We start from the raw sequence: 25,812 nt of genomic DNA, 5'->3' as shown, positions 1-25,812 counted from the left end.
GGCAGCATTTTTTCAGCTATTTCATTTATAAAATAAGTTATGAAAAAAATTATTATATTATTAACGACGTTTTCTCTGCTTTCGGGATGCACTATTCCCAGGGCGGTATTTAAATCCAGCCTGATTAATCAGGACGATCCTCATTATCATCTGGTCGAAGTCACGCCGACATTAAAACTGAGTGATGCCGATACTGTGCCGAAAACTATTGTCGATCCGGTCTTTGCCGAAAATAACTGGCACTGGACATCTTTGGCTAAAGGCGATGTGCTGCATATCACTATTTTATCCTCGGGGGGAGCGGGGTATTTATCCAATAACGCGAGCGGCGACCGGGCGGATTTTGAAAATATTCTTGTGACTGACGGTAATATCGTTCAGGTGCCTTATGCCGGGATAATCCCGGTTACCGGGCTGGATGTGACACAACTGGCTGAAGAGATCAGAAAGCGACTTTCGCGCGTTGTCCTGAATCCTCAGGTGCTGGTGACGCTTACCGCCCGCACCGGAGCCATGGTGACGGTCGAGGGCAGCGGGAAAACAGGTCGTTACCCTCTCGAACAGAGTATGAATCGTCTTAGTCATTTTTTGGCAACGGCGGCGGCAGTAGAAAATACCAGCGCAGAGATGATGGAAGTTCACGTGACGCGCCAGCAGCATTATTTCAATGCGCGACTGTCAGATATTTATCAGTATCCCGGGTTGGATATTGTCTTACAGCCGGATGACCGTATCACTCTGCGTCAAGTGACCGAGTATGTTAATGTGCTCGGCGCGGCGGGTGTTCAGGGAAAACATGCTCTGGTTCAGCGTCATTCCAGCGTAGTGGATGCTTTGGCGCTGGCAAAAGGATTAAACGACAATCTTGCCGATCCGCAGGCGGTTTTTCTGTACAAGCATGACGAAGCGGAGCAAGCGAAACAGCAGATGCGTAAGCTGAATATCTATCATGTCGATATGAGCCAACCTGACTCGGTGTTTTTAGCACAGGCCATGCGGGTGGAAGACGGCGATGTTATCTATATCTCGAACGCCTCCTTGACTGATTTCGCTAAGGTGAAAGCCGCATTCGATAGCTTTTTGATCCGCGGCTCTAATTCTTTCTAACGCGCCATATGAATATTTTGAAAAATAATACTTATTATTTTATGAAACTCATTACCGTCTGTGAGTTAATCATTTTGTTAATGTCACGCGATATCAAAACACGCTATAACGGTAATTTGCTAAACTATATGATGGTGCTGGCCGTACCATTGGTATGGATAACCATTACCGTTATTTCTTTTCAATATTTAAATCGCACCGTGCCAATATTCACTGACGATATCAGCTTTGTTATTGCAGGTATATTACCGTATCTGTTATTTCGTTATACCATTACCGCAACCATGCGCACCCGTTCATTCTTTACATCGTTGGCGGTTGTCTCGCAGGTTAAGAAAAGACATGTGATTTTTGCTCTTGCCGCAGTCGAATTTGTTAATGCGGTTATCATTTATATTATTGTTTCATTAATTAACTTTCTTATCTTCTCCCGTTGGGAAGCCCAGAAACCGATCCTGATTTTTGAAGGGATGGTTATCGCATGGCTTCTGGGATTATCGTTTGGTTACTTTTGTGACGCACTGTCTGAACGGTTTCCGCTGGTCTACAAAGCCGTTCCTGTAGTGCTAAGACCGATGTTTTTGATTTCAGCTGTCTTTTATACGGCGAATGAATTGCCCTATTCATTATTAAGCATATTCAGCTGGAACCCTCTACTTCATGCTAATGAGATAGTCAGAGAAGGAATGTTTGAGGGGTATAACTCCTTGTACCTTGAACCTCTTTACCCTCTGGCATTTTCCGCAACGTTATTCCTCGCGGGCATCATTTTTCACCTGATTTGTGACACTGAAAATCACTGACTTTAGCTTCAGGAGAGACGCGTTCGTGTTCGGTTTATTAGGTTGTACACGCTATTTTGAGTCTGATAAGGGCCCGCGGGTGGTCCTTGATAAAACAGATTTTATCATGGATTACCATGAGCATATCGGTATTCTGGCGGCCCCTGGTTCAGGCAAAACGACGCTAACCCGATTGCTGTGCGGTATAGATGCTCCTGATGAAGGGGATTTTATTGGGCTACGGGGTGATGCGCTCCCACTGGGGGCAAATGCTTTTGTTCTGCCGGGGTTAACCGGCGAAGAGAATGCGCGCATGATGGCCAGTCTTTATGGCCTGGATGGCGATGAGTTTTCACATTTCTGCTATCAATTGACCCAGCTTGAACAGCGCTATACCGACAGGGTGAGTGAATATTCTGTCACGATGAAAGCGCATCTGGCATTTGCCATTAATTTACTGCTTCCCTGTCGCCTTTATATTGCTGATGACAAGCTGTACACCGGGGATAATGCCACACAGTTGCGTATGCAGGCGGCACTAGCTTATGAGCTGCAACAGAAAGGGTTGATTGTGCTAACGCGCAACCCTCGGCTTATTAAAGAACACTGTCATGCGTTTGGCGTACTGCTGCATGGAAAAATTACGATGTGTGAAGATTTAGCACAGGCATCTGCGCTTTTTGAACAATATCAGTCAAATCAGGCGACGATTCAAACTGATGATTATTCCTTTGATATATAATTAGAAAATATACGGATAGAGTGTGGAAAATTCAGAACGTATTAAAAAATGGAAAGAGGAAAGGGCGAAGGTAGCAGAAGAAAGCCGAGCCTCGCGACTACAACAAAAAGAGGATGAACGCTCCCTTCGCCAGACGGAAAAAACGGCCGATGCGAAAAGTCATCATCGCCCAGACGCCGGGTGGTCCGCGACGGATGCTGATTCTGTCCGTAGAGCGTCATTGGTTATTAAAGAGCGACGTGTTCAGCAAGCCAAACAATCGCTACGTCGGCTCTTTCTTTATATTGCTTTGCCGCTGCTGGTTATTATGCTTATGTCGTGGTTATTAACTTCGCGTTTTTATAGCGCGGATGCCACCTTTATTGTGCAAACTGATGCCAGCCAGGATAATTTTTCTGGAACAGCTTTCTTTGGTGCAGGCAATGAGATGTCGGAGGGCTTTCAGGTTCGCGAGTTTATACTTTCGAAAGAAATGATGGAGCGGATGGAAAAAGAGCTCGGTTTTTTATCTTATTTCGCGCAAGACGATATCGCATTATTTTCCCGCTACCACGCGCCGCTGGGTATTAATGATGATCCTTATCGTTACTATTTATCGAAAGTCTCGGTTGCTGTCGATATTCAACAGGGCATGCTGCGTTTAAACGTCAAGGCGCGGAGTGCGAAACAGGCTGAGTTTTTTGCCCAGCGCATTCTGGCTTTTGCTGAACAGCACGTTAATACCGTTTCAGCGCGGATGCAGCAGGAACGGATTTTATGGCTTGAAAACGATGTTAAATCGGCCCAGGAGAATCTGGGGGCCGCTCGGCTTGAATTGCTAAAAATACAGCATATACAAAAAGATATTGAACCGCAGGAAACCGTGACCGCGATTTATCAATTAATTGCTGGCTTTGAAACGCAGTTGGCGGAGGCGAAAGCGGAATACGCGCAATTAATGGCTAATGGTTTGGATCAGAACCCCCTTATTCCTCGCCTGTCGGCCAAAATCAAGGTCCTGGAAAAGCAGATCGGCGAACAACGTAACCGCCTGTCAAATAAGTTAGGGTCGCAAGGTTCTTCAGAAAGTCTGTCCCTGTTTGAAGATCTTCGCCTGCAGAGTGAGATCGCCAAAACACGCTGGGAATCTGCCTTGCAGACCTTACAGCAAGGGAAGCTTCAAGCGTTACGTGAGAGACGGTATTTGCTGATCATTTCTCAACCGATGGTGGTGTCTGACACCACTCGCTATGCCGATGGAACAAAGTGGTTACTGTTCTTCGTGTTGCTGGGCATCGCGTACCTGGTGACTTCTCTCCTGATAACTATCAGGCGGATGCGTGAATAAGGCGGAGTAAGGAAATACGATGAGCTTGCACTCTACATGTAAAAAAAAATCGCCAACCACCCTGCTCAAACAAGAGGATTGGGAGGGGCTATGTCACTATTTCGGGCAGCATCCCGAAAAAGTGCGAGATAGTGCTGGAAATGAGCAAAACATTCTTCTCTTCGCTATCGCGTGTTTGCGTAAAGATGAAACAGATGCCGCGCTGACTTTGTTGTCCGACCGTGTGCTGACAGCAAAGAATAGCCGTGATTTATTGCGACGCTGGATTATTTCGCCGCTGGCATCACATCATCGGGACGCTGTACTACAGGTGGTTAACAAACTGCTGGCGGTGAATGTGTGCCAGCCGGAGGATGTCCTGCTGGTCGCAAGCGTGCTGCTTAAGAGTAAACAATATGCGACTGTTGCTGACTTAGCCGAGCGGGCATGGCTCGCTTTTTCGGGCAATAGCAAAATTTTTGCCCTCCATCTGCGCAGCCTGACGCTGGTGGATAAAGAGTTACAGGCAATCTCGTTGGCCAGAACACAGGCGCAGGAAGTTCCCCCGCGGGGAGATATGATTGAGACCTGCCTCCGTTTCTTAAATAAAAGCCGCCTACCAGAAGATCATGACCTGGCCCGCGCATTGCTCCCTTTCTTCGTGTTAGAAAGCCAGGAGTCGGCGGGGCTGGCGGTTGATACGCTGTGCGCTGTCGGTAAATATCAGGAAGCCATTCAGACTGGGGAGTCCGTATTAGCCCGTGGGTTGGATGGTGCGGCGCTGCGTCGTAGCCTGGGGCTTGCCCACTATCAATCCGGCCGCAGCCGGGAAGCGAAGCTTCAGGCCGCTGAGCATTGGCGTCATGCCCTGGATTTTAATCCTGATAATTTACGGATCGTGACCCTGTATGCCGATGCCTTAATCAGAACGGGTCAGAATGAGAAAGCCATTCCGTTACTGCAGCAGTCGCTCGCGACTCATCCTGATCTTCCTTATGTCAGAGCCATGTATGCCCGAGCACTGCGCCAGGTTGGGCAATACGCTGCTGCCAGCGATGAGTTTGTACAACTGGCAAGGGAAAAAGGGGCGACCAGTAAATGGAACCGTTATGCCGCGGCGGCGTTGTTACAGGCGGGGAAAACAAGCGAAGCGGAAAGCGTCTTTGAGCACTATATTCAGGCCAGAGCAAGCCATCTGCCTCAGTCATTCGAAGAGGGGCTGCTGGCGCTTGATGGGCAAATATCTGCCGTTAATCTACCGCCTGAGCGCCTTGACTGGGCATGGGAAGTTGCCGGCAGACAGTCCGGTATCGAGCGCGATGAATGGGAACGCCGGGCGAAGTGGGGGTATCTTGCCGATAATTATCTCCTCGACTGGCTTGAATGCCGTGGAGAGCAGGCCGACGAACCGATGTATCGGTTGGCCGATATATCGCATGTCGAGCAGTTTTTCCAACGGCTGCAGCTCGATAAGCGTGGTTGCATTGTTGTATCGGCTCATATGGGCGCAATGTATGCCGGGCCGATGATCCTCTCCTTGCTGGAAATGAACAGCAAATGGGTGGCTTCCACGCCTGGCGTGCTCAAAGGGGGCTACGGTGAGCGGTTGATTTCGGTTAGTGACAAAAGCGAAGCGGACGTGGTCAGAGCCTGCATACAGACCTTGCATAGTGGGCAGTCGCTTGTTGTGGCGATCGACGGCGCGCTGAATTTGAGCGCGCCGACTATCGACTTTTTCGGCCAGCAGATTACCTACTCCACCTTTTGCTCTCGACTTGCCTGGAAAATGCACTTACCCACCGTATTTGGTGTTCCGGTGTGGCGAGACGGGCGCATCCATTTTGTTTTGGAGAAAATGGTCGATCCGCAGAGGTTCGAAAGCCAGTCTTCTTTTATTGAGCGCTGGAAAGACAATTACCTGAAATGTGTAACCCAAATCCTGAATAGCGGGCCTGAAAATCTGAGACTGTCGGGGGGGATTTGGCGAAATATCACGCGCAGGGATGAAACATCTTCGGGCTGAAAAGACGTTTGCCCCGTGATGCCTTTGGCGCACCAGGCGGGGCCGCCCGCTAAGTAAAACTGAGTTATTCGATTTAGAAAGCATCCGTTCATTAACGTTCGGGTGCTTTTTTCGTTCTAACGAGCTGAAAAACGGAGAATTATATAATAGCTACGTTATACCTGATTGTGGTTCTGTTTGTCTGAGGGCTACCAGAAGACAGTATCCTGAAGTCATCCCTTAGCGATGTTAAATAGCGGCATCGAAATCCGCTGGTAGCGTACTGTTACCTGTACCCAGGCTGCGTTGCATTAATACCGTATCAAGCCAGAGCCCATGCTTGAATCCAATGTTCGTCAGCGTGCCTATTTTCGTAAATCCGGCCTGCTGATGGACTTTCAGCGATCCCTGATTATTGCTGTCGCCGACGATAGCGATCAACTGCCGATAACCCTGCGTTTCAGCCCACTCAATTACATGGCGTAGCAACGCTTTTCCCACCCCCTGACGCTGTGCCGTCGGGTCAATATAAATCGAATCTTCGAGGGTATAGCGATAGGCATAACGCTCGCGGTAGCGGGTGAGATAGCAATACCCGATGACCTTATCTTCTTGCAATGCGACAACCCACGGCAGTCCCAGACTGCGGATTTTTTCCAGACGATCCTGCATCTCGCGGGTATCCGGCGGGTCAGTTTCAAAGCTGCCGGTACCGTGAATAACATGATGGGCGTAGATATCACGTATGGCGGGGATGTGTTTTTTTTCAGCGTTAACGATTTTCATTGACCAGCTCCCATTGGCATCTTTGTCCAAATTACCTCAAAGGCTGGAGAGAAGGTAAGTGCAAAAAATTATGCGTCTATACCCGTCATTCTTTAAGCTGCATGTGCGTTGGCTACGCTAGCTCGCCTCAGTCACATAGTTCGCTATGCTCCTGGGGATTTACTCACTTGCCGCCTTCATGTAACTCGAATTATTTAGGGTATATAAATTATTTTCAATGTAAATAAGCTTTCAAATTGTAAGGGTAAAGTGAGTGTGGTTGATACTGTCAATAATACGCAAGAGTGGTAAATATTTTAGCGAGTCGAGCAATGCACAATTCTTCGCGCACGTATTATGGCGGATACCAAAATACCAATTTTGGTAGATTTCAATGATAGGTTAAGAAGTCATTTGATTTTATTGAGTTTTTACTGTACTTAGTTCTGCTTATGACTGTACCTTTAATTTCATTTTATCGACCCTGTTCGAAACTTAAAATTAGGTTATATTATTTACATTGTTATCTTTGTTGTTATCAGGGGCATTATTATCAGAACTTTCTCTATCCGCACACAATAGTTACCATGCAAACAGTTGCGCGGTGTAGCTATGCCAACCAGCAATAGTTATCATCGTCACAAGGTTTCGTCATGCAAACTTAATCTAAATCCAGAATTCAATCCCAAGAGTATTAGGATTATTTAGTCTAAAATACTTTTTTGTCTAAGAGTTTTCGTATCGCATAGCCACGAACTACGCTGAGTGATAAAATTTTCGAGTTTACGCCTGCTTTCCCACGATTAGAGGGCGAGGCGCGGGTAGTCAATAAGACGAAAGAGTTAATTGCTTCATAACCCTATTGCAAAATAAGCGGCAGTGCATCTTACATGGTCGGGTATCGTTAGTAACCGACTGTAATATATTGAAAACGCTTATTTTTACTCTGATGTAAGTTATAAGGGCAGATATGTTAAGTATGCGTCGACATGCCAACTTCATTAAACGTTTTAAGTCTTTAAGCTGTTTATTTACGGCAAGCGTTCTTTTCCCTATGCAAATCTCTGCAGCGACATCAGATTATGACGCTTTGGTTATTGAAGCGCGGGGTGGTAATAGTGCACCGTTATTGCGTTATCTAGAGGATCAGGGAAAGCAAAGCGCGCTAACGCCAAATCAGGTTGCCGACTGGCTGCAAGTTTCCAGTTGGGTTGATAACAACGATAAAGCCACTATTGAAATCTGGCGGCGCTATCGTGGGCAGATGGATGTGCCTGCACGCGGCAAAGTCGCCGCTGCACGTGCGTACCGTAACCAGAAAAACTGGAATGATTCATTGGCGGTATGGGAAAGCGTTTTACAGGAAGAGCCTGACAACGTTGACGTACGCACCGGCTGGATAATGACGTTGGCAGATGCTCGCTACAATCAGCAAGCCCTTACTGAAGCGAATAAATTGGCACAGGCACATCCGGGTGCTGACTCCGATGCACTACTTGCCTACGTATATCATTCTCAGGGAAAAAACTGGGACGCGCTGTTGGTTGCCAGCCAGGCGGATGACGTTGATCCTGGCAACAAAAATGCAAAATCTACGCTGCTGTCTGCTCTGTCAGCAAACCGTGTTTCCGGGCCCGCCTTAAATATGGCGGAGGTAGTGCCTACGGCAGATCCTGTGAAGCGCCGCCTTGAGCTTGATGCGGCCGCCGAAATGGTACGTTCCTCCTATACGTCCGCACGTAATGAAGAAGAGCGGTTTATCGTGGCGGATAAAGCGCTGGCCCGCTATGACCAGTTGCTGGCTGCCTGGAAGGATGAGCCATCCGCGCAGAATGATGTCCGTCGGGCGAGAATTGACCGCATGGGCGCTTTGCTGGTTCGTAAGCGAACGTCTGAAGTGATTAAGGAATACGAATCGCTTTCTGCGAGCGGCGAAGTGCCAAACTACGCAAAACGCTGGGTAGCATCGGCATGGTTAAGCGAACGCCAGCCAGAAAAAACCGAAGCGATGCTGATGAGCATCTACTACCCGAATGGACCGATTCCCGTTACGCCGCTTGGTCCTGAGGATCAACAGGATCTGTTCTACGCGCATATCGATAATGAAAACTTTGATGCCGCTAAAAAACAGGCCGAAAACCTAATCAAAGAGAGTCCGTACCTGCGACGCATCTATGGTTCGCCAACGCCGCAGCCTAACGATAACTGGCTGCTCGGACAGTCGATGCTGACGCAATATTATATTGCTGCCAATGAACTACCTGAGGCTGAAAAGCTCGCAGAGCATCTGGCGCGAACAGGTTCAGGTAACCAGGGGCTGCGCATATCTTATGCCTCCGTTCTTGAAGCACGTGGCTTGCCGCATGCGGCGGAGAAAGAGCTGAAGCTGGCGGAAGTGATTGAGCCAAGTAACCTGGAACTGGAACGTCAGCAGGCTTATGTTGCGTTGGATCTCCAGGAATGGAGGCAGGCCGATGAACTGACGGATGATGTCATCGCTCGTAGCCCGGATGATGAAGCGACGCTGCGCCTCGCGCGTATTCGTGATGTCCACAAAATGTCGGAAGTGCGCATTAGCGGCACACAAGGGATCTCGTCCGATAGCCCGGTCAGCGGTAAGAATGACTTCAACATCAATACTGCCATTTACAGTCCGCCAATTAACGACAACTGGCGATTGTTTACTGGATTCAACTTTGCTACTGGCGAATTTGAGGAAGGTAAAGGCATCAGCCGCGATCTGGCTGCGGGGGCGGAATGGACTTCCCGCGACTACTGGGCAGAAATGGAAGTCTCTGGCCGAAATTATGGCGATGGTCAGAAAATTGGCGGTCGTCTTTCCGGCTGGCATGACTTCAATGACAACTGGCGCGTAGGCGGTTCGGCCGAGCGCTTGTCGCGTAATACGCCACTGCGCGCGCTGCGTAGCGGCGTGTATGCCAACGGCGGCGATATGTTTGTTCGCTGGTATCAAAACGAACGACGTGAATATCAACTGTCGTTTGCCGCATCACATTTCTCAGATGGTAACGATCGCATCGAATACGGACTCAGCGGAAAAGAGCGCATGTGGACAACGCCGCGCTTCACCCTGGACTTTACCCCGGGCATCGGCGGGAGCACCAACACCAAAGAGAATGTGCCGTATTACAACCCGAAGAGTGATTTTTCCGTGGTACCGGGTCTGAGCGCGGAGCAGGTTCTTTACCGCCATTATGACACCGTGTGGACGCAGCAAGGTCTGGCTGGCGTAGGTGGCTATTGGCAGCAAGGCCAGGACGCTGGTGCCATCGTTCAGGTGGGATACGGACAACGGCTCAAATGGAACAACGTCGTAGATGGCGGGGTGATGCTGATTTGGGATAAACGCCCCTACGACGGTAAACGTGAGCGGAATATCTCCCTCGCTTTCGATTTAAATGTCAGGTTTTAAGGATTGTTCATGCTGAAAAGATGCCTGTGGCTTAGCGCATTAATCGCTGGCTGGTTGATGATTACCGCGTGCAGTAGCGCGCACAATACAACGCCTCGCTACGTTCCTCCCGCAGAGAGAACGCCGCTGACGGCGGATCATCCGTGGCCGAAAAATAGCTTCCTGGTGCTCGGCTACCACGATGTCGAGGATGGTGCCGCCGACCAGCGCTATCTTTCTGTGCGCACCAGCGCGTTGAGCGACCAAATGGCCTGGCTGCGTGATAATGGCTATAACCCGATCAGCGTGCAGCAAATCCTGGACGCCCATGACGGTAAAATCGTGTTGCCAGAAAAAGCGGTCTTACTCACCTTTGATGACGGATATAGCAGTTTTTATACCCGCGTCTGGCCGCTGCTGAAAGCCTACAACTGGCCTGCGCTTTGGGCGCCGGTGGGGAGTTGGGTTGATGCTCCCGCCAACAAAAAAGTCGATTTTGGCGGCTTAATGACGGTGCGAGATAAATTCGCCACCTGGAAAATGGTCGAAGAGATGGGCAAATCACCGTTGGTGGAAGTCGGTGCGCACACCTGGAATTCGCATTTCGGTGCACAAGCCAACCCGCAGGGAAGTAAAGAACCGGCGGTGGCGAACCGCCTGTATGATAAGAAAACCGGCACTTACGAAACGGATGAACAGTACACGCGCCGTATAAACGCGGATATCTCTCTCATCACCAACAAGATCAAATCGGTGACCGGGAAATCACCGCGCGCGTGGGTCTGGCCGTACGGTGCGGCCAATGGCACAACGTTAAACCTGGCTAAAGAGCATGGCTATAAGATGGCCTTCACGCTCAACGAAGGGTTGGCGAATGCCGCGTTTCTTGATGACATCCCGCGCGTGCTAATCTCTGATAACCCCTCTCTTAAGCGCTTTGCCAGCCAGGTCGCTCAGGTACGTGAACCGCAGACGATGCGCGTGATGCATGTCGATCTGGATTACGTGTATGACAAGGACCCTGCTCAGCAGAAGCGAAACATCGACAAGCTTATCCAGCGCGTTTATGACATGCGTATTTCTCATGTCTTCCTGCAGGCCTACGCCGATCCGCAGGGCGACGGAAATATTCGCGAGCTCTATTTCCCTAACCGCTGGCTGCCGATGCGTGCCGACCTCTTTAACTATATCTCCTGGCAGTTACAAACGCGGGCAGGGGTGACGGTGTATGCCTGGATGCCGGTTCTGGCTTTCGATCTCGACGCTTCCATCCCACGCGTAACCGCCTGGGATCCGAAAACGGGACGTACAGCGATCAACCGCGAGAACTATGTCCGTCTGTCCCCCTGGAGCAGCGAAGCGCGTCAGAGCATCACTGAAATCTATGAAGACCTGGCCAAACACGCCAGCTTCAAAGGGATTTTGTTCCATGACGATGCTTTCCTGACGGACTTTGAAGACGCGTCACCGGAGGCGTTGGCTGCCTACCGCGCCGCAGGGCTTCCCGGAAGCATTGAGCAAATCCGTAGCAATCCACAGGCGTTCGAGCGCTGGACGCGACTGAAAAGTAAGGTGCTGATCGACTTCACCAAACAACTGACCCAGGCGGTGCGTAATATTCGCGGTCCGCAGGTGCAGACGGCGCGCAATATTTACGCCATGCCGGTACTGGAGCCGGAGAGTGAAGCCTGGTTTGCGCAGAACCTGAATGATTTCCTCAATACCTATGACTGGACGGCACCGATGGCGATGCCTTTCATGGAGCAGATCCCGGCTAATGATGCCAACGCCTGGCTCGACAGATTAGTGAATGCCGTTGCACAAACGCCCGGCGCGCTGGACAAAACCGTGTTTGAACTACAGGCACGAGACTGGCGTAAATCCGGGGACGAGGCTGAAATCAGCGGAAAACAAATAGCCGAATGGATGCGCCAGCTGAAATTAAGCGGTGCAGGTAACTACGGCTATTACCCGGATGATTTCATCAGCGACAAACCTGAGATGTCAGAGATTCGCTCGACGTTCTCCTCATACTGGTACCCGCAAAAATGACCGATCGCATAATTGCTTTCCTGATACTTTGCCTGATGTTCAGCCTGCCGTTTGGCGTGGCGGTCATCTTTACAGGTGAAGTGATGTTGAACTTCGTCTTCTTCTGGCCCTTGTTTATGTCTGCTTTGTGGATAAGCGGCGGGGTCTATTTCTGGTTCTACCGTGAGCGTCACTGGAAATGGGGAGATGACACACCGCCACCGACGCTGGAGGGGAATCCGCTGGTTTCCATTCTGATCCCCTGTTTTAACGAAGGGATCAATGCGCGCGAAACCATTGAGGCCGCGCTGGCGCAGCGATATAAAAATATTGAAGTGATTGCCATCAACGATGGTTCAACGGATGACACCCACGACGTGCTGGAACAACTGGCGGTGGAATACCCCAGTCTGCGGGTGATTCATCTGGCTGAAAACCAGGGCAAAGCGCTGGCGCTCAAGACCGGGGCAGCAGCGGCGCGCAGTGATTACCTGGTGTGTATTGATGGCGATGCGTTACTGGACCGTGATGCCGTTGCCTATATTGTGGCGCCGCTGATCCAGTTCCCGCGCGTCGGTGCGGTGACCGGGAACCCACGTATTCGAACCCGCTCCACCTTAATCGGTCGGGTGCAGGTCGGGGAGTTTTCTTCCATTATCGGCTTGATTAAGCGCACTCAGCGAGTTTATGGGCAGATCTTTACCGTTTCCGGCGTGGTTGCTGCGTTTCGTCGTCGCGCGCTGGCCGAGGTCGGTTACTGGAGCCCGGACATGATCACCGAAGACATCGATATCAGTTGGAAGCTGCAATTGCGCCACTGGTCGATATTCTTTGAGCCGCGCGCACTGTGCTGGATCCTGATGCCTGAAACGTTAAGAGGGTTATGGAAACAACGACTGCGCTGGGCGCAAGGCGGTGCGGAGGTGTTTATCGTGAACATGCGCCGCCTGTGGTCATGGGAATATCGCCGTATGTGGCCGCTGTTTTTTGAGTTCTGTTTTTCTACCACCTGGGCGTTTGCCTATGCGATCAGTATCGTGCTGTTCCTGTTAGGGCTGATGATCCCGATGCCGGACTCGCTGTATGTACAACATCTGTTCCCGCCGGCATTTACTGGGCTAATCCTCGGCGTGGTGTGCTTGCTGCAGTTTGCGGTGAGTCTGATGATTGAGCGGCGCTATGAAAAAGGCATTGGCGCGTCGTTGTTCTGGATTATCTGGTTCCCGGTGGTGTACTGGATGTTAAGCCTGTTCACCACGCTGGTCGCTTTCCCGAAAGTAATGCTCAAACGCAAACGCGGCAGGGCGCGTTGGGTGAGTCCCGATCGTGGAATTGGGAGGATCGAATCATGAGCCAGCCGCTGATCTTTACGGAGCAGCGTTTGCTGCCGCGCATTATTGACGTGCTGTTAACGCTTTTTGCCTGGGTTGGTTTTTTATATTTGATTTATAAAGGTCTGATCACCGCTCTGGCACACTCACCTTATATAGGTGTGCGACCCTTTTTCACCACGCTGGATACGGTCACGTTTTACATCCTTGTCGCGCTGGTCAACGGACTGGTGCTGATTGGTTGGGCGAAGTACAACCAGTTTCGTTTTCGGGTGGAACGTCGCAGTCGCAGGCCCGGACTGGAAGATCATGAGCTGGCGGAAAGTTTACGTATTACCCGGGAACTGGTGACAGAGCTGAACAAAGCGCGGGTGCTGACGGTTCACCATCATGAAAGTGGTGAAATCAGTCATATCGATGTGGACAGGGACATCGCCGATAACCGTCTACCGCCGCCGACGCCTGCGATGCTGGAGTATTTGCCGCCAGAGCCGCAGCCGTTGTTGCAGAAAAGGCCTGAGTGATATTTCTACTTTCGGTTGCTTCCTTCAGCCTCGCAGAGGTCTATGATTAGACCCAGACAATAAAAAAATGCGAGGCAATGTCGTGGATAAGGAACTACTGGATGCCGGTTACCGGGCCTATACCGGTGAGAAGATTGACGTCTACTTCAATACGGCGATATGTCAACATTCGGGCAACTGCGTGCGGGGAAGCGCAGCGCTTTTTAACCTGAAGCGTAAACCGTGGATCATTCCGGATGAAGTGGATGTCGCGACGGTCATTAAAGTGATTGATACCTGTCCGAGCGGTGCGCTGAAATATCGCCAGAAATGAGTGAGGGGACCATGGAAATTCTTGCAGGCCACAACAAATTTTATGTTAACGATGCCGAAGGCAATCAGGTTGCCGAGATTGTCTTCGTGCCGACGGGTGAGCATCTGAGCATAATTGAACATACCGATGTCGACCCCAGCCTGAAAGGCCAGGGGGTCGGTAAACTGCTGGTGGCGAAGGTGGTGGAGAAAATGCGCGCCGAAAACCGCAAAGTTATTCCGCTGTGCCCGTTTGCCAAACATGAGTTTGATAAAACCCGCGAGTATGACGATATTCGCGCCTGATAATCTTACGTACGCCGGAAGGCATGACCGCCGTCCGGCGCATCACTCCCGATGCAGCAAATCCTGATAAATTCCCGTCAACACCCCTTGTGGGCCAAACTCTTTTTTAATCCATTGGGTTACACGACCGGTGGCCGAATGCTGGGTCGCCAGCAGCATCCGTGAATCCTGACGCGGGTTGTGGATCTGCCGCGTGACCAGCAACGACTTTTCCATCGCCTCGCGCACCATATAGTCCGGCAGAAAACCGATGCCCTCACCCAGGATCTGGCACTGGCATTTGGTATTAAAATCAGGAACCAGAATCGACTCCTGTCCGTGTAACAGCCAGCCGACCTTCTTGTTGATGGTGTGGGCGGTGTCTTCCACCATGATGTTCGGGTACAGGCGCAGCTGGCTCTCAGAAATCGGTTCAGGCATAAAAGCCAGCGGATGATCCGGGGCAATCGCAAACGACCAACGGATCGCGCCGATCTCGGTGTAATCAATCCCCCCGCCGTCCAGTAACGTATCCGGCGCGCCGATAGCGATGTTGGCGAGGTTGTTAATGATCGAATCCCAGACGCCGTTATACACCTCGGTGGTGACGGTTATCTGGCAGGTTGGAAACTGTTTCTTGAGTACCTGCAGCAGTCGTGCCGTATGTTGAGGGGTATACAACAGTTGATTAATACAGATGCGTACCCGGGCTTCAATGCCCTGAGCAATGGTATCAATACTGCGCTTGATGGCGTGGAAATCGTTGAGCAGGTCGGTCGCCTTGCGAAACAGATAGCGTCCGGACTCAGTCAGCTCAATGCTGCGGGTACTGCGGGTAAACAGCACCACGTCGAGCCCCAGCTCCATGCGCTTAATGGTGTAACTAATTGCTGATGTGGTTAAGCCAAGTTCCTCAGCCGCCTTGCTGAAGCTGCTGTAGCGGGCTGCCATCGTAAATGCCAGCAGGTTTTCCTCGGTAAAAATTGAATTCATCTTCCTCCCCTCCGGCGACAAACGCACATCCGCGACGCGATGATTGTTGAATGTATTTGTAATCCTTATGCAGAGCAATCAGTTTTGAACAGAATTTAACACTAGTTTTACAATTGATTTGAAGGCAATCACACTTCTGTATATTAATTGCAGGCCGCTATCCGTGTAGCATCACGCCTGATTTTCCTGACAACTGATTAATGGCTAAAAGCGGCTCTGTCATAAGGAAAAGATTGCACTACAGCACGTTTTGTTCTCATTGTTAAATTTGATTCAATAATCGACACGCTTACGATGAATGAAATTTAAGCGGATATTATTCTCTGCACTCTGTTGCTATTCTCAGCTTATCGGATATTTAAAAAGTCTAAAAAACTGCAGGAGAGCGATTATGTCAGAGAAAGAACTCATTACTGAATTTCTGCTGGCGGCAGAGCAGGGTGATGCCGATGGATTAAAATCCTGCCTGGCAAAAAATGTGGATATTAATGCCACTAACCGCCAGGGGCGCACTGCCATAATTATTGCCAGCCTGAATAAACATTATGACTGTGTTTCTTTATTGATTGCTGCCGGTGCCGATATTAATAAACAGGATCAAACCTGTTTTAATCCATTCCTGATTAGCTGTCTGACTAACGATTTAACGCTGCTGCGTACCGTATTACCGGCCAACCCCGATCTTAATTGCCTGAGCCGTTTTGGCGGCGTCGGTATTACGCCAGCCAGCGAAAAAGGTCATGTAGAGATCGTGCGCGAACTGCTGCTGCGTACCGATATCAATGTTAATCATACCAACTTTGTCGGCTGGACGCCGTTACTGGAAGCCATCGTGCTTAATGACGGCGGCGCGAAACAGCAGGAAATCGTCAAGCTGCTGCTCGACCATGGCGCAAACCCGCACATGACGGATAAATACGGTAAAACCCCGCTGGAGCTGGCGCGGGAGAAAGGATACCACGAAATTGCCGAGCTGCTGATTGCGGCCGGAGCCTGACAGAGGAGCGCTACTATCGCTACGCCATCACGGCGATGTGTACGGGCGCTAACCGCAGACGGCGCGTTTCTGGCTTTCCGGGGAACGGGACGGGTTGAACAGGTTTTTTCCCGCGCGGTAAACCTGTTGGTACCTGAACAGCAGCGGTTGCTGACGTTACTGAGTGAAGGTTGTGATAACGCGCCTAACAGCTGTCGGCTGGCGCTGACGCATTGTGAAGAGCTGTTTCACCCCGGTGAGAGAGTCAGTTTTACCGAATCGGGGATAGCCGTTGGCAACGATAAATGGATAGAAACTTCCGGTTGTCTGCCGTGGCGCATACCACAGTGGAGGCTTGATGCAATAAGCCTTGCTGCAATCCGCTGGCTGCGCTGGGAAGAGGTTATCCGCCAACAGCTAAGAAGCGCTGACACATTATTTCTGTACCAGGGTGATAACCCGTTTTATCTGGAAATCACCCGTCAATTACTGAGTCGCCGGCAAACATTACTGGCGGCGTTGCATACAGGAGAAAATATCTCTACAGCGGTCAGCCATTTAATTGGTCTGGGGATTGGTCTGACGCCCTCATCTGATGACTATTTAGTGGGTTTAAGCACTATTTTATTTATTCCTGGACATCCGCTGGGGAAATATCGTGATGATTTTTTAGCAGCCTTACAACGTGCCGGAAATAATACCACGCTACTCAGCAAAATAACGCTAGAGGAAGCCTTTCATCAACGTTATCGGGAAAGCGTCGGACGGCTGCTGAACCATATTATTACAGAGCAACAACCCGTTTCTACGCAATATATTACTGACATTAAAAATATCGGCTCAAGTTCTGGCTGCGACATGCTGTATGGCATGGCGGATGCCTGCGCCCTGAGCCACAGGTCCGGAGGGAATTATGTCGATCAGGATAGTTGTTAAAAAGAACACGTATTTTGATTCTGTCTCACTGATGTCTATCTCCACACGCGCAAATAAGCTCGATGGCGTTGAGCAGGCGTTCGTGGCTATGGCGACAGAAATGAATAAGGGCGTACTGAAGAATCTCGGTCTGCTCACGCCTGAACTTGAAGAGGCGAAAAGTGGCGACCTGATGATTGTCATTAAAGGTGCCAGCGAGGCGGCGAACAATCAGACGCTGGTGGCGATTGAAGACTTGTTTACGCATAAAGAGCAGGGGGGGCAGCATGAAGCGCGCTATGCCACGCTTGCCAGTGCGAAGAAGCATGTTCCTGACAGCAACCTGGCGGTGATCTCGGTCAATGGTCTGTTTGCCGCGCGTGAAGCGCGTCAGGCGCTGCAAAATAACCTCAACGTGATGCTGTTTTCTGACAACGTCTCTCTTGAAGACGAACTGGCGCTCAAGCAGCTGGCGCATGAAAAAGGGCTGCTGATGATGGGGCCCGATTGCGGAACCGCCATTATTAACGGCGCGGCGCTGTGTTTTGGCAATGCGGTGCGTCGCGGCAACATCGGAATTGTTGGTGCCTCCGGTACCGGTAGCCAGGAGCTGAGCGTACGCATTCACGAGTTTGGCGGCGGGATTTCCCAACTGATTGGCACCGGTGGACGCGATCTGAGCGAAAAGATTGGCGGCCTGATGATGCTTGACGCGATTGGCATGTTGGAGGCCGATCCGCAAACCGAGATCATCGCGCTTATCTCCAAACCTCCTGCGCCAACAGTGGCGCGCAAAGTGCTGGAACGTGCGCGCGCCTGCCATAAGCCCGTCGTAGTGTGTTTCCTCGGACGTGAAGCCGCGCCTGCGGATGAAAACGGTCTGCTGTTTGCACGCGGCACTAAAGAGGCGGCGTTGAAAGCGGTACTGCTGACTGGCGTGAAAAAAGAGAGCCTCGATCTGCATCCGCTCAACTGGCCGTTGATTGAAGAGGTCCGCGCCCGCCTGACCCCGCAGCAAAAGTACATTCGCGGCTTGTTCTGTGGCGGCACGCTGTGCGATGAGGCGATGTTTGCTGCCATGGAAAAACATGCAGAAGTTTACAGCAACATTCATCCGGATCCGGCTTTTCGCCTGACAGATCTCAACCGCAGCGTGGGACATACCTTCCTTGATTTCGGAGATGACGATTTTACCAACGGTAAACCGCATCCGATGATCGATCCAACCAACCGCATTAGTCGTCTGTTGCAGGAAGCACGCGATCCTGAAGTCGGCGTGATCGTTATGGACTTCGTTCTTGGATATGGATCACATGAAGATCCGGTTGGCGTGATGATCGAGGCGATCGTCGAAGCCAAAGCGATCGCCGCCGCAGAGGGGCGTCCGCTTGAGATCCTCGGCTACGTGCTGGGAACCGATCTCGATACGCCGTCGCTGGAAAAACAGTGCCAGATGCTGACCGATGCAGGCGTGATCTGGGCGAGCAGTAGCACCAATACCGGATTGCTGGCGCGTGAATTTATCTGTAAAGGGGAGGAAGCCTGATGAGCCAGACACTGTTTAACCAGCCGCTGAACGTGATTAACGTCGGCATCGCGATGTTCAGCGATGACCTGAAAAAGCAGAATGTTCCCGTGACCCAGCTCGACTGGACGCCGCCGGGCCAGGGCAACATGCAGGTCGTGGCCGCACTGGACGAAATTGCCGATTCGCCGCTGGCTGACAAAATCGCTGCCGCTAACCAGCAGGCGCTGGAACGCATTATCCAGTCGCATCCGGTGCTGATTGGCTATGACCAGGCGATCAACGTCGTGCCGGGCATGACCCGCAACACCATCCTGCACGCCGGACCGCCCATCTGCTGGGAAAAAATGTGCGGCGCAATGAAGGGCGCGGTCACCGGGGCTTTGGTGTTTGAAGGGCTGGCGAAAGATCTGGATGAAGCCGCCGACCTGGCCGCCTCGGGTGAAATCATCTTCTCACCGTGCCACGAGCATGACTGTGTCGGTTCGATGGCGGGTGTAACGTCGGCGTCGATGTTTATGCACATCGTCGAGAACAAAACCTACGGCAACCGCGCATACACCAATATGAGCGAGCAGATGGCGAAGATCCTGCGCATGGGCGCGAACGATCAGAGCGTTATCGATCGCCTGAACTGGATGCGCGATGTGATGGGACCGATGCTGCGCGACGCCATGAAGCTGGCGGGCGAAATCGATCTGCGCCTGATGCTGGCGCAGGCGCTGCACATGGGCGATGAGTGTCATAACCGCAATAACGCCGGGACGGCGCTACTGATACAGGCACTGACGCCGTGGATTATTCAGACCGGCTATCCGGTTGAGCAGCAGCGTGAGGTATTCGAGTTCGTCCTCAGCAGCGATTACTTCTCCGGACCGACCTGGATGGCGATGTGTAAAGCCGCAATGGACGCCGCACACGGGATCGAATACAGCACCGTAGTTACGACGATGGCACGTAACGGCGTTGAATTCGGTCTGCGCATCAGCGGCTTATCGGGTCAGTGGTTTACCGGTCCGGCGCAGCAGGTGATTGGCCCGATGTTTGCGGGCTATAAGCCCGAAGATTCCGGACGTGATATCGGTGATAGCGCAATTACCGAAACCTACGGCATCGGCGGTTTTGCCATGGCAACGGCACCGGCCATCGTGGCGCTGGTGGGCGGTACGGTTGAAGAGGCGGTCGATTTCTCTCGCCAGATGCGTGAAATCACTCTCGGCGAAAACCCCAACGTTACCATTCCGTTACTTGGTTTTATGGGCGTACCGACCGCTATCGACATTACGCGCGTGGGTAGCACCGGCATTCTGCCGGTGATTAACACCGCAATTGCGCACAAAGATGCGGGGATCGGCATGATCGGCGCCGGAATAGTCCATCCGCCGTTCGCCTGTTTTGAAAAGGCGATCCTCAACTGGCGCGACCGCTACTGCCAATAACAACAATCGGGGCTAACGCTGTTAGCCCCACAGTAGCGAAGCGAAAAACGTTGCTTACCTGCAGGGCTGGGCGATCCCCGGGATCGCAAACGATGCTTAACCTGTTAAGGATATTCCATGAACAGCATAAAACTAGAATGGAAACGTGGTGACTGGGCTGCTTACTTTGGGCTGATGACCAACAACCTGACTAACCTGCTGACAATGATGGGGCTGCTCATTTTTGTCGTCGGGATCCCTACCGAAATTGTCTATGGTCGCATTGCGCCTGCCTTTGGTCTGGCGGTGCTGGTGGCCAGCGTCTGCTACGCCTGGTTTGGCCTGCAGATGGCAAAGCACACCGGGCGTAAAGACGTGACAGCGCTGCCGTCCGGGCCGAGCGCACCGTCAATTTTTACCGTGACCTTCCTGGTGCTAATGCCGGTATATCAGCAAACCAAAGATGCCAACTTTGCTATCCAGATAGCCCTGGTGTGGTGCTTTGTAGAAGCGTTGATCCTGGTCGGCGGCTCCTTCCTGGGCGAGACCATCCGCAAGATGATCCCGCGTACAGTATTACTTTCTTGTCTGTCCGGTCTGGGACTGTTGCTGCTGGCGATGAACCCGATGCTGCAGGCATTTGAAGCGCCGACCGTCTCTTTCATCGTCTTGTTGTTGATCTTCATTAACTGGTTCGGTAAGAAGCCGATTTTTGCCCGCATCCCCACCGGTTTGCTGCTGCTGATTGCCGGTACAGCGTTGGCGTGGATCTCCGGTTTGCAAAGCCCGGAAGCCATTAAATCTTCGATGTCTTCCTTTGGCTTCAATCCGCCGGAAATCCATGTCGACAGCTTCCTGCAGGGTTTGCCGCACGCGCTGCCGTACCTGGCTTCTGCGGTTCCTCTGGGTCTGGCGAACTACATTTTTGACCTTGAGAACATTGAAAGTGCGCATGCGGCGGGTGATGAGTACAACACCCGTAAAGTCATGATGGCGAACGGTTTTGCCTCCATGCTCGGCTGCATGCTGGGCAACCCATTCCCGGTGACCGTATATGTTGGGCATGCGGGCTGGAAAGCGATGGGGGCCAGCATCGGTTATACCCTCGCTTCAGGCATCACCATGTTCCTGGTACCGCTGTTTGGGCTGGGGGCGTTTATGCTCGCGATTATTCCGATGACTGCGATAGTGCCGATTCTGGTATTTATCGGCGTGGTGACCGCCAACCAGGTGGTGCGAGAGACGCCCAAAGTCGAGGTTCCCGTTATCTTTATCTGCTTGTTCCCGTGGATCGCTAACTGGGCGTTGACCATCGTCAACAGCGTGATGGGCGCCGCCGGAACATCCGCGGGGAAACTGGGTAGCGACCTGCTGCACAGCAAAGGTGTCTATTACGATGGGCTGGTGCATCTGGGAAGCGGCGCGCCGCTGGCCAGTATGCTGTGGGGCTGCGTCGCTATCTTCGCCATTATGAATAAGCCGCTGCGTGGGGCGATTGCCGCAGCTTTTGGCGCGCTGTTATCGCTGTTTGGTGTGATCCACTCTCCGGCGGTTGGCTTTGCAGAAGGCAGTTCGATGATGTTTGTTGTGGCCTACCTGATGATGAGCGGCATGTTTGTCCTCAAGCATGTTCTTGATAGCCGTGAAGCGGTGACTGCGCCTGAGCAGGAACCGACGAAAACGACCTGAATCGCCTGTAAGCGGAAGATAACACTATGAAAGAACTTGTGGTCGTTGCCATTGGCGGCAACAGCATTATCAAAGATAACGCCAGCCAGTCGATTGAGCACCAGGCTGAAGCGGTGAAAGCGGTGGCGGACACGGTGCTGGAGATGTTGGCATCGGACTACAACATTGTGCTGACGCACGGAAACGGGCCGCAGGTGGGGCTGGATCTACGGCGTGCGGAAATCGCGCATGAGCGTGAAGGGTTGCCGCTCACCCCGCTGGCAAACTGCGTCGCCGATACGCAGGGCGGGATCGGCTATCTGATCCAACAGGCGCTGAACAACCGCATGGCGCGGCGCGGTGATCAGAAGGCGGTTACGGTGGTCACGCAGGTGGAGGTCGACAAAAACGATCCGGGCTTCGCTAACCCGACCAAGCCTATCGGCGCGTTCTTTAGCGAAGCGCAGCGCGATGAACTGCAGCGGGTCAATCCGGGCTGGCGCTTTGTTGAAGATTCGGGACGCGGCTACCGCCGGGTCGTCGCCTCTCCGGAACCGAAGCGTATTGTCGAGGCGGAGGCGATCAAAACGCTGACCCAGCAAGGCTTTGTGGTGATTGGCGCGGGTGGCGGTGGGATCCCGGTGGTGCGTAGCGATCAGGGGGATTATCAGAGCGTGGATGCGGTGATTGATAAAGATCTCTCCACGGCTCTGCTGGCGCAGGAGATCCGCGCTGACATTCTGGTGATCACCACCGGCGTCGAACAGGTCTGTATTCATTTTGGCAAACCCAACCAGCAGGCGCTGGATAAGGTGGATGTCGCAACGATGACCCGTTACATGCAGGAGGGACATTTCCCGCCGGGGAGCATGTTACCCAAAATCGTTGCCAGTCTGGCGTTCCTGGCGCGTGGCGGTAAGCGAGTGATCATCACCACGCCGGAATGCCTGCCGGCCGCACTGCGCGGCGAAACGGGCACTCATATTGTCCATTCCTGAGAGGAAATGTGAATGAAGGAAAGTAACAGCCGCCGTGAATTTTTAAGTCAGAGCGGAAAAATGGTCACCGCTGCCGCGCTGTTTGGCGCAGTGGCTCCGGTCGCGTATGCTGCTAATCCTGTCGGGAACACCTGCGGGGCGAAGAGCACAATGACGATTAACGATAAGCACTATTACCTGGATAACGTCCTGCTGGAAGCGGGGTTTGATTACGAAAACTCGGTGGTGGTGCATACCCATACCGCGCTGCAAACCGTTGAAATTCAGGACGGGAAAATTGTTGCACTGCGTGAGAATAAGCAGCATCCGGATGCGACGCTGCCGCACTACGATGCGGGTGGAAAGCTGATGCTGCCCGCCATGCGCGACATGCACATCCATCTGGATAAAACCTTTTACGGCGGTCCCTGGCGTTCGCTGAATCGCCCGGCTGGCACCACCATTCAGGATATGATCCGCCTTGAGCAAAAGCTGCTGCCTGAACTCCAGCCTTACACGCAGGAGCGCGCGGAAAAGCTCATCGATCTGCTGCAATCAAAAGGCACCTCGATCGCCCGCAGCCACTGCAATATCGAACCGGTTTCCGGGCTGAAAAACCTGGAAAATCTGCAGGCGGTGCTGGCGCGTCGCCAGCCGGGTTTTGCCTGTGAAATCGTGGCGTTTCCGCAGCATGGCCTGCTGTTATCGAAGTCTGAACCGTTGATGCGTGAAGCAATGCAGGCGGGGGCGCATTACGTCGGCGGTCTGGACCCAACCAGTGTGGACGGGGCGATGGAAAAATCCCTCGACACCATGTTCCAGATTGCGCTGGATTACGATAAAGGCGTGGATATCCATCTGCATGAAACCAGCCCGGCAGGCGTTGCGGCGGTGAATTACATGGTGGAAACGGTGGAGAAAACGCCGCAGTTGAAGGGCAAACTGACCATCAGCCACGCATTTGCGCTGGCGACGCTGAACGAACAGCAGGTGGATGCGCTGGCGAGCCGCATGGCGGCGCAGCAGATTACCATTGCCTCGACGGTGCCGATCGGAACCTTGCATATGCCGCTCAAGCAGCTGCGTGACAAAGGTGTGGAAGTGATTACCGGGACCGACAGTGTGATTGACCATTGGTCGCCGTACGGGCTTGGAGACATGCTGGAGAAGGCGAATCTGTACGCGCAGCTCTATATTCGTCCCAATGAACTCAACCTGTCGCGAGCGCTGTTCCTCGCCACCGGCGATGTGCTGCCGCTTAACGATAAAGGTGAGCGCGTCTGGCCGAAGGCGCAGGATGAAGCCAGCTTTGTACTGGTGGATGCCTCCTGCTCAGCGGAAGCGGTCGCGCGAATCTCCCCACGCACCGCGACCTTCCATAAAGGCCAACTGGTGTGGGGGAACGTCGCAAGCTAGCCTGGTTTGATGCGCAGCGGCAATCGCTGCTGCGCTCTCTGTTCGTTAACCGACGATCCCCATATAGCCGTGAATCCCCATATATAAGCCGACCATCGCGATAAGCGCGCTGGAAAAATAGGGCGCTTTGCGTGCCAGTGTGTTAAATCCGCTCCAGCGTTTGGCCGCCTGCTGCACGCTGATTGCCGCTCCCACGCCCACCGTTACCAGCGTTAGCGCCAGCCCGAGGCTGAAGCACAGCACCATGGTGGCACCCAGCGTGAAGGCTTTGAGCTGGATGCAAATCAGCAGTACCGTAATGGCGGCAGGGCAGGGGATCAACCCGCCGGTCAGACCAAACAATAATATTTGGCCGTTGGTGACCTCTTTGCCTGCAAAGCGGCGCTGAATATCGGTAGCATGTGCCCGCTCGTGCGCGTCCTGATACTCTTTCGAACCCTCGCTCAGCCCTGCTAACGCAGCATGGTTATGATCGTGGTCATGTTCGTGATGATGGTGGTGAGCTTCACCGTGGTTATGATGGTGGTGATGGTCATCATGATCATGGTGATGCTCATGATCGTGGTCATGATGCGTCTGGGTCAGCCAGTTCTGTTCTCCCTGCCAGGTTCGCCAGAACATCCAGAATGCGGTCCCGAGAATAATAATCGCCGAGACAAACTGCAGCCACGGCTCAACGGCCTGGGCAGTAAACGCTTTGCTGATATACATCCCGCCGAGCGCAATCAGCCATACCACTGCGGTATGCGACAGCGTTGCCGCCAGCCCCAGCATCACCGCCTGTTTGATGGTCCCCTTAATGGCAATAATAAAGGCCGCCATCATCGTCTTGGAATGCCCCGGTTCCAGACCGTGTAACACTCCTAATAGAATCGCGCTGGGAATGAAAAACCAGGCGTTGCCTTGCTGAAGAAGCGTAGAAAACTCACCCATGAGAATGATTCTTAGTTGTTTAATTTTGCCAGATTCTACTCCCCCCCAGTATTAAATACTACCCCCCAGTAGAATGACGATGGTATTGTCGCTCCAGCCAGACGTTGAAAAGGTATTGCTATGTCACATACGATCCGCGACAAACAAAAGCTGAAAGCCCGAACCAGTAAGATTCAGGGGCAGGTAGCGGCGTTGAAAACCATGCTGGATGAACCGCATGAATGCGCGGCGGTATTGCAGCAAATAGCGGCGATCCGCGGTGCGGTAAACGGGTTAATGCGCGAGGTGATTAAAGGTCATCTGACCGAGCACATTGTGCATCAGGGCGATGAAATTAAGCGCGAAGAAGATTTGGATGTGGTTTTGAAGGTACTCGATTCGTACATCAAATAAGTCAGTTTAACGGCTCATCC

Annotated in this window: 22 protein-coding genes; 19 read left to right on the top strand and 3 right to left on the bottom strand. The window is 52.2% G+C overall.

Going from position 1 to position 25,812, the window contains the following annotated elements; genetic code table 11:
* Nucleotides 1-39: 39 nt before the first annotated feature.
* Genes vexA through vexE form a run of 5 tightly spaced genes read left to right on the top strand, consistent with a single transcriptional unit; the run spans nt 40 to nt 5,960 of the window.
* Nucleotides 40-1,107 (top strand): Vi polysaccharide ABC transporter protein VexA, encoded by a 1,068-nt coding sequence (gene vexA, locus BZK42_RS11485; protein ID WP_080859182.1) that lies wholly within the window; start codon nt 40-42, stop codon nt 1,105-1,107.
* An 8-nt stretch (nt 1,108-1,115) separates the two neighbouring features.
* Entirely contained in the window at nt 1,116-1,910 is a 795-nt protein-coding gene (vexB, locus tag BZK42_RS11480; RefSeq protein WP_016154312.1) for a Vi polysaccharide ABC transporter inner membrane protein VexB, read from the top strand.
* A gap of 25 nt (nt 1,911-1,935) precedes the next feature.
* On the top strand, nt 1,936-2,631 hold the full coding sequence (vexC, locus tag BZK42_RS11475; RefSeq protein ID WP_046276114.1) for a Vi polysaccharide ABC transporter ATP-binding protein VexC: 696 nt from the start codon (nt 1,936-1,938) through the stop codon (nt 2,629-2,631).
* A 22-nt stretch (nt 2,632-2,653) separates the two neighbouring features.
* Nucleotides 2,654-3,958 carry a Vi polysaccharide ABC transporter inner membrane protein VexD gene (gene vexD, locus BZK42_RS11470; RefSeq protein WP_080859181.1) on the top strand — a complete coding sequence of 435 codons (1,305 nt, stop codon included), beginning with the start codon at nt 2,654-2,656 and terminating at the stop codon, nt 3,956-3,958.
* 19 nt (nt 3,959-3,977) lie between these two features.
* Nucleotides 3,978-5,960: a Vi polysaccharide transport protein VexE gene (gene vexE / locus BZK42_RS11465; protein ID WP_080859180.1), complete on the top strand. Its 1,983-nt coding sequence runs from the start codon at nt 3,978-3,980 to the stop codon at nt 5,958-5,960.
* A 228-nt stretch (nt 5,961-6,188) separates the two neighbouring features.
* Here the strand turns inward: vexE and BZK42_RS11460 are convergent, their stop codons facing one another.
* The gene (locus BZK42_RS11460) at nt 6,189-6,725 is read right to left on the bottom strand and encodes a GNAT family N-acetyltransferase (protein ID WP_047414402.1); all 537 of its coding nucleotides are present in this window, start codon (nt 6,723-6,725) and stop codon (nt 6,189-6,191) included.
* A 949-nt stretch (nt 6,726-7,674) separates the two neighbouring features.
* Between BZK42_RS11460 and pgaA the strand changes: the two genes are divergently transcribed.
* The 6 genes from pgaA to BZK42_RS11430 all read left to right on the top strand — a co-directional run bounded on the left by pgaA (nt 7,675) and on the right by BZK42_RS11430 (nt 14,599).
* A complete protein-coding gene (gene pgaA, locus BZK42_RS11455) occupies nt 7,675-10,137 on the top strand; it encodes a poly-beta-1,6 N-acetyl-D-glucosamine export porin PgaA (protein ID WP_047414399.1) in 2,463 nt (820 codons plus the stop codon).
* A gap of 9 nt (nt 10,138-10,146) precedes the next feature.
* Nucleotides 10,147-12,168 (top strand): poly-beta-1,6-N-acetyl-D-glucosamine N-deacetylase PgaB, encoded by a 2,022-nt coding sequence (pgaB, locus tag BZK42_RS11450; RefSeq protein WP_080859179.1) that lies wholly within the window; start codon nt 10,147-10,149, stop codon nt 12,166-12,168.
* Nucleotides 12,165-13,499 carry a poly-beta-1,6-N-acetyl-D-glucosamine synthase gene (gene pgaC / locus BZK42_RS11445; protein WP_016154305.1) on the top strand — a complete coding sequence of 445 codons (1,335 nt, stop codon included), beginning with the start codon at nt 12,165-12,167 and terminating at the stop codon, nt 13,497-13,499. The genes pgaB and pgaC overlap by 4 nt, the downstream gene beginning before the upstream one ends.
* Entirely contained in the window at nt 13,496-14,002 is a 507-nt protein-coding gene (gene pgaD / locus BZK42_RS11440; protein WP_016154304.1) for a poly-beta-1,6-N-acetyl-D-glucosamine biosynthesis protein PgaD, read from the top strand. Before pgaC ends, pgaD begins: the two co-directional genes overlap by 4 nt.
* Before the next feature lie 82 nt (nt 14,003-14,084).
* On the top strand, nt 14,085-14,315 hold the full coding sequence (yjdI, locus tag BZK42_RS11435; protein WP_016154303.1) for a 4Fe-4S mono-cluster protein YjdI: 231 nt from the start codon (nt 14,085-14,087) through the stop codon (nt 14,313-14,315).
* Nucleotides 14,316-14,326: 11 nt separating this feature from the next.
* Nucleotides 14,327-14,599 (top strand): GNAT family N-acetyltransferase, encoded by a 273-nt coding sequence (locus tag BZK42_RS11430; RefSeq protein WP_016157396.1) that lies wholly within the window; start codon nt 14,327-14,329, stop codon nt 14,597-14,599.
* A gap of 42 nt (nt 14,600-14,641) precedes the next feature.
* On the opposite strand, the gene BZK42_RS11425 is transcribed toward BZK42_RS11430, so the two are convergent.
* Nucleotides 14,642-15,571, bottom strand: a complete 930-nt coding sequence (locus tag BZK42_RS11425; RefSeq protein ID WP_016154301.1) for a LysR substrate-binding domain-containing protein — start codon at nt 15,569-15,571, stop codon at nt 14,642-14,644.
* Between the two features lie 391 nt (nt 15,572-15,962).
* On the opposite strand from BZK42_RS11425, the gene BZK42_RS11420 reads away from it, so the two are divergent.
* From BZK42_RS11420 to BZK42_RS11390, 7 genes are all read left to right on the top strand, one after another.
* The gene (locus tag BZK42_RS11420; RefSeq protein WP_016157395.1) at nt 15,963-16,568 is read left to right on the top strand and encodes an ankyrin repeat domain-containing protein; all 606 of its coding nucleotides are present in this window, start codon (nt 15,963-15,965) and stop codon (nt 16,566-16,568) included.
* A 126-nt stretch (nt 16,569-16,694) separates the two neighbouring features.
* Nucleotides 16,695-17,483, top strand: coding sequence for an oxamate carbamoyltransferase subunit AllH family protein (locus BZK42_RS11415; protein ID WP_143329695.1), 789 nt, complete (start codon nt 16,695-16,697; stop codon nt 17,481-17,483).
* Entirely contained in the window at nt 17,461-19,008 is a 1,548-nt protein-coding gene (gene fdrA / locus BZK42_RS11410; RefSeq protein ID WP_080859177.1) for an acyl-CoA synthetase FdrA, read from the top strand. Before BZK42_RS11415 ends, fdrA begins: the two co-directional genes overlap by 23 nt.
* On the top strand, nt 19,008-20,426 hold the full coding sequence (locus BZK42_RS11405; protein ID WP_080859176.1) for a YlbE family protein: 1,419 nt from the start codon (nt 19,008-19,010) through the stop codon (nt 20,424-20,426). The genes fdrA and BZK42_RS11405 overlap by 1 nt, the downstream gene beginning before the upstream one ends.
* Before the next feature lie 117 nt (nt 20,427-20,543).
* On the top strand, nt 20,544-22,094 hold the full coding sequence (locus BZK42_RS11400; RefSeq protein WP_016154296.1) for a permease family protein: 1,551 nt from the start codon (nt 20,544-20,546) through the stop codon (nt 22,092-22,094).
* Nucleotides 22,095-22,120: 26 nt separating this feature from the next.
* Entirely contained in the window at nt 22,121-23,071 is a 951-nt protein-coding gene (locus tag BZK42_RS11395; RefSeq protein WP_080859175.1) for a carbamate kinase family protein, read from the top strand.
* Nucleotides 23,072-23,083: 12 nt separating this feature from the next.
* On the top strand, nt 23,084-24,466 hold the full coding sequence (locus BZK42_RS11390) for an amidohydrolase family protein (RefSeq protein ID WP_080859174.1): 1,383 nt from the start codon (nt 23,084-23,086) through the stop codon (nt 24,464-24,466).
* A gap of 45 nt (nt 24,467-24,511) precedes the next feature.
* Here the strand turns inward: BZK42_RS11390 and BZK42_RS11385 are convergent, their stop codons facing one another.
* Nucleotides 24,512-25,399, bottom strand: a complete 888-nt coding sequence (locus tag BZK42_RS11385) for a nickel/cobalt efflux protein RcnA (protein WP_080859173.1) — start codon at nt 25,397-25,399, stop codon at nt 24,512-24,514.
* A 120-nt stretch (nt 25,400-25,519) separates the two neighbouring features.
* Here BZK42_RS11385 and rcnR point away from each other — a divergent pair, with 120 nt between their 5' ends.
* Nucleotides 25,520-25,792 (top strand): Ni(II)/Co(II)-binding transcriptional repressor RcnR, encoded by a 273-nt coding sequence (rcnR, locus tag BZK42_RS11380; protein WP_003825567.1) that lies wholly within the window; start codon nt 25,520-25,522, stop codon nt 25,790-25,792.
* Nucleotides 25,793-25,812: the final 20 nt, after the last annotated feature.

Origin of the sequence: Citrobacter braakii, from assembly GCF_002075345.1 — a bacterium.
Lineage (GTDB): Bacteria > Pseudomonadota > Gammaproteobacteria > Enterobacterales > Enterobacteriaceae > Citrobacter > Citrobacter braakii.
Note: the sequence above shows the minus strand (reverse complement) of the source record. Positions and strands in the feature narration are given on the sequence as shown.

What these genes read in the sequence shown, in the direction of transcription:
- vexA (WP_080859182.1), top strand. Translation starts at nt 40, where the DNA reads ATGAAAAAAATTATTATATTATTAACGACGTTTTCTCTGCTTTCGGGA.
- vexB (WP_016154312.1), top strand. Translation starts at nt 1,116, where the DNA reads ATGAATATTTTGAAAAATAATACTTATTATTTTATGAAACTCATTACC.
- vexE (WP_080859180.1), top strand. Translation starts at nt 3,978, where the DNA reads ATGAGCTTGCACTCTACATGTAAAAAAAAATCGCCAACCACCCTGCTC.
- BZK42_RS11460 (WP_047414402.1), bottom strand. Translation starts at nt 6,725, where the DNA reads ATGAAAATCGTTAACGCTGAAAAAAAACACATCCCCGCCATACGTGAT.
- pgaA (WP_047414399.1), top strand. Translation starts at nt 7,675, where the DNA reads ATGTTAAGTATGCGTCGACATGCCAACTTCATTAAACGTTTTAAGTCT.
- pgaB (WP_080859179.1), top strand. Translation starts at nt 10,147, where the DNA reads ATGCTGAAAAGATGCCTGTGGCTTAGCGCATTAATCGCTGGCTGGTTG.
- pgaC (WP_016154305.1), top strand. Translation starts at nt 12,165, where the DNA reads ATGACCGATCGCATAATTGCTTTCCTGATACTTTGCCTGATGTTCAGC.
- pgaD (WP_016154304.1), top strand. Translation starts at nt 13,496, where the DNA reads ATGAGCCAGCCGCTGATCTTTACGGAGCAGCGTTTGCTGCCGCGCATT.
- BZK42_RS11430 (WP_016157396.1), top strand. Translation starts at nt 14,327, where the DNA reads ATGGAAATTCTTGCAGGCCACAACAAATTTTATGTTAACGATGCCGAA.
- BZK42_RS11425 (WP_016154301.1), bottom strand. Translation starts at nt 15,571, where the DNA reads ATGAATTCAATTTTTACCGAGGAAAACCTGCTGGCATTTACGATGGCA.
- BZK42_RS11420 (WP_016157395.1), top strand. Translation starts at nt 15,963, where the DNA reads ATGTCAGAGAAAGAACTCATTACTGAATTTCTGCTGGCGGCAGAGCAG.
- fdrA (WP_080859177.1), top strand. Translation starts at nt 17,461, where the DNA reads ATGTCGATCAGGATAGTTGTTAAAAAGAACACGTATTTTGATTCTGTC.
- BZK42_RS11405 (WP_080859176.1), top strand. Translation starts at nt 19,008, where the DNA reads ATGAGCCAGACACTGTTTAACCAGCCGCTGAACGTGATTAACGTCGGC.
- BZK42_RS11400 (WP_016154296.1), top strand. Translation starts at nt 20,544, where the DNA reads ATGAACAGCATAAAACTAGAATGGAAACGTGGTGACTGGGCTGCTTAC.
- BZK42_RS11395 (WP_080859175.1), top strand. Translation starts at nt 22,121, where the DNA reads ATGAAAGAACTTGTGGTCGTTGCCATTGGCGGCAACAGCATTATCAAA.
- BZK42_RS11390 (WP_080859174.1), top strand. Translation starts at nt 23,084, where the DNA reads ATGAAGGAAAGTAACAGCCGCCGTGAATTTTTAAGTCAGAGCGGAAAA.
- BZK42_RS11385 (WP_080859173.1), bottom strand. Translation starts at nt 25,399, where the DNA reads ATGGGTGAGTTTTCTACGCTTCTTCAGCAAGGCAACGCCTGGTTTTTC.
- rcnR (WP_003825567.1), top strand. Translation starts at nt 25,520, where the DNA reads ATGTCACATACGATCCGCGACAAACAAAAGCTGAAAGCCCGAACCAGT.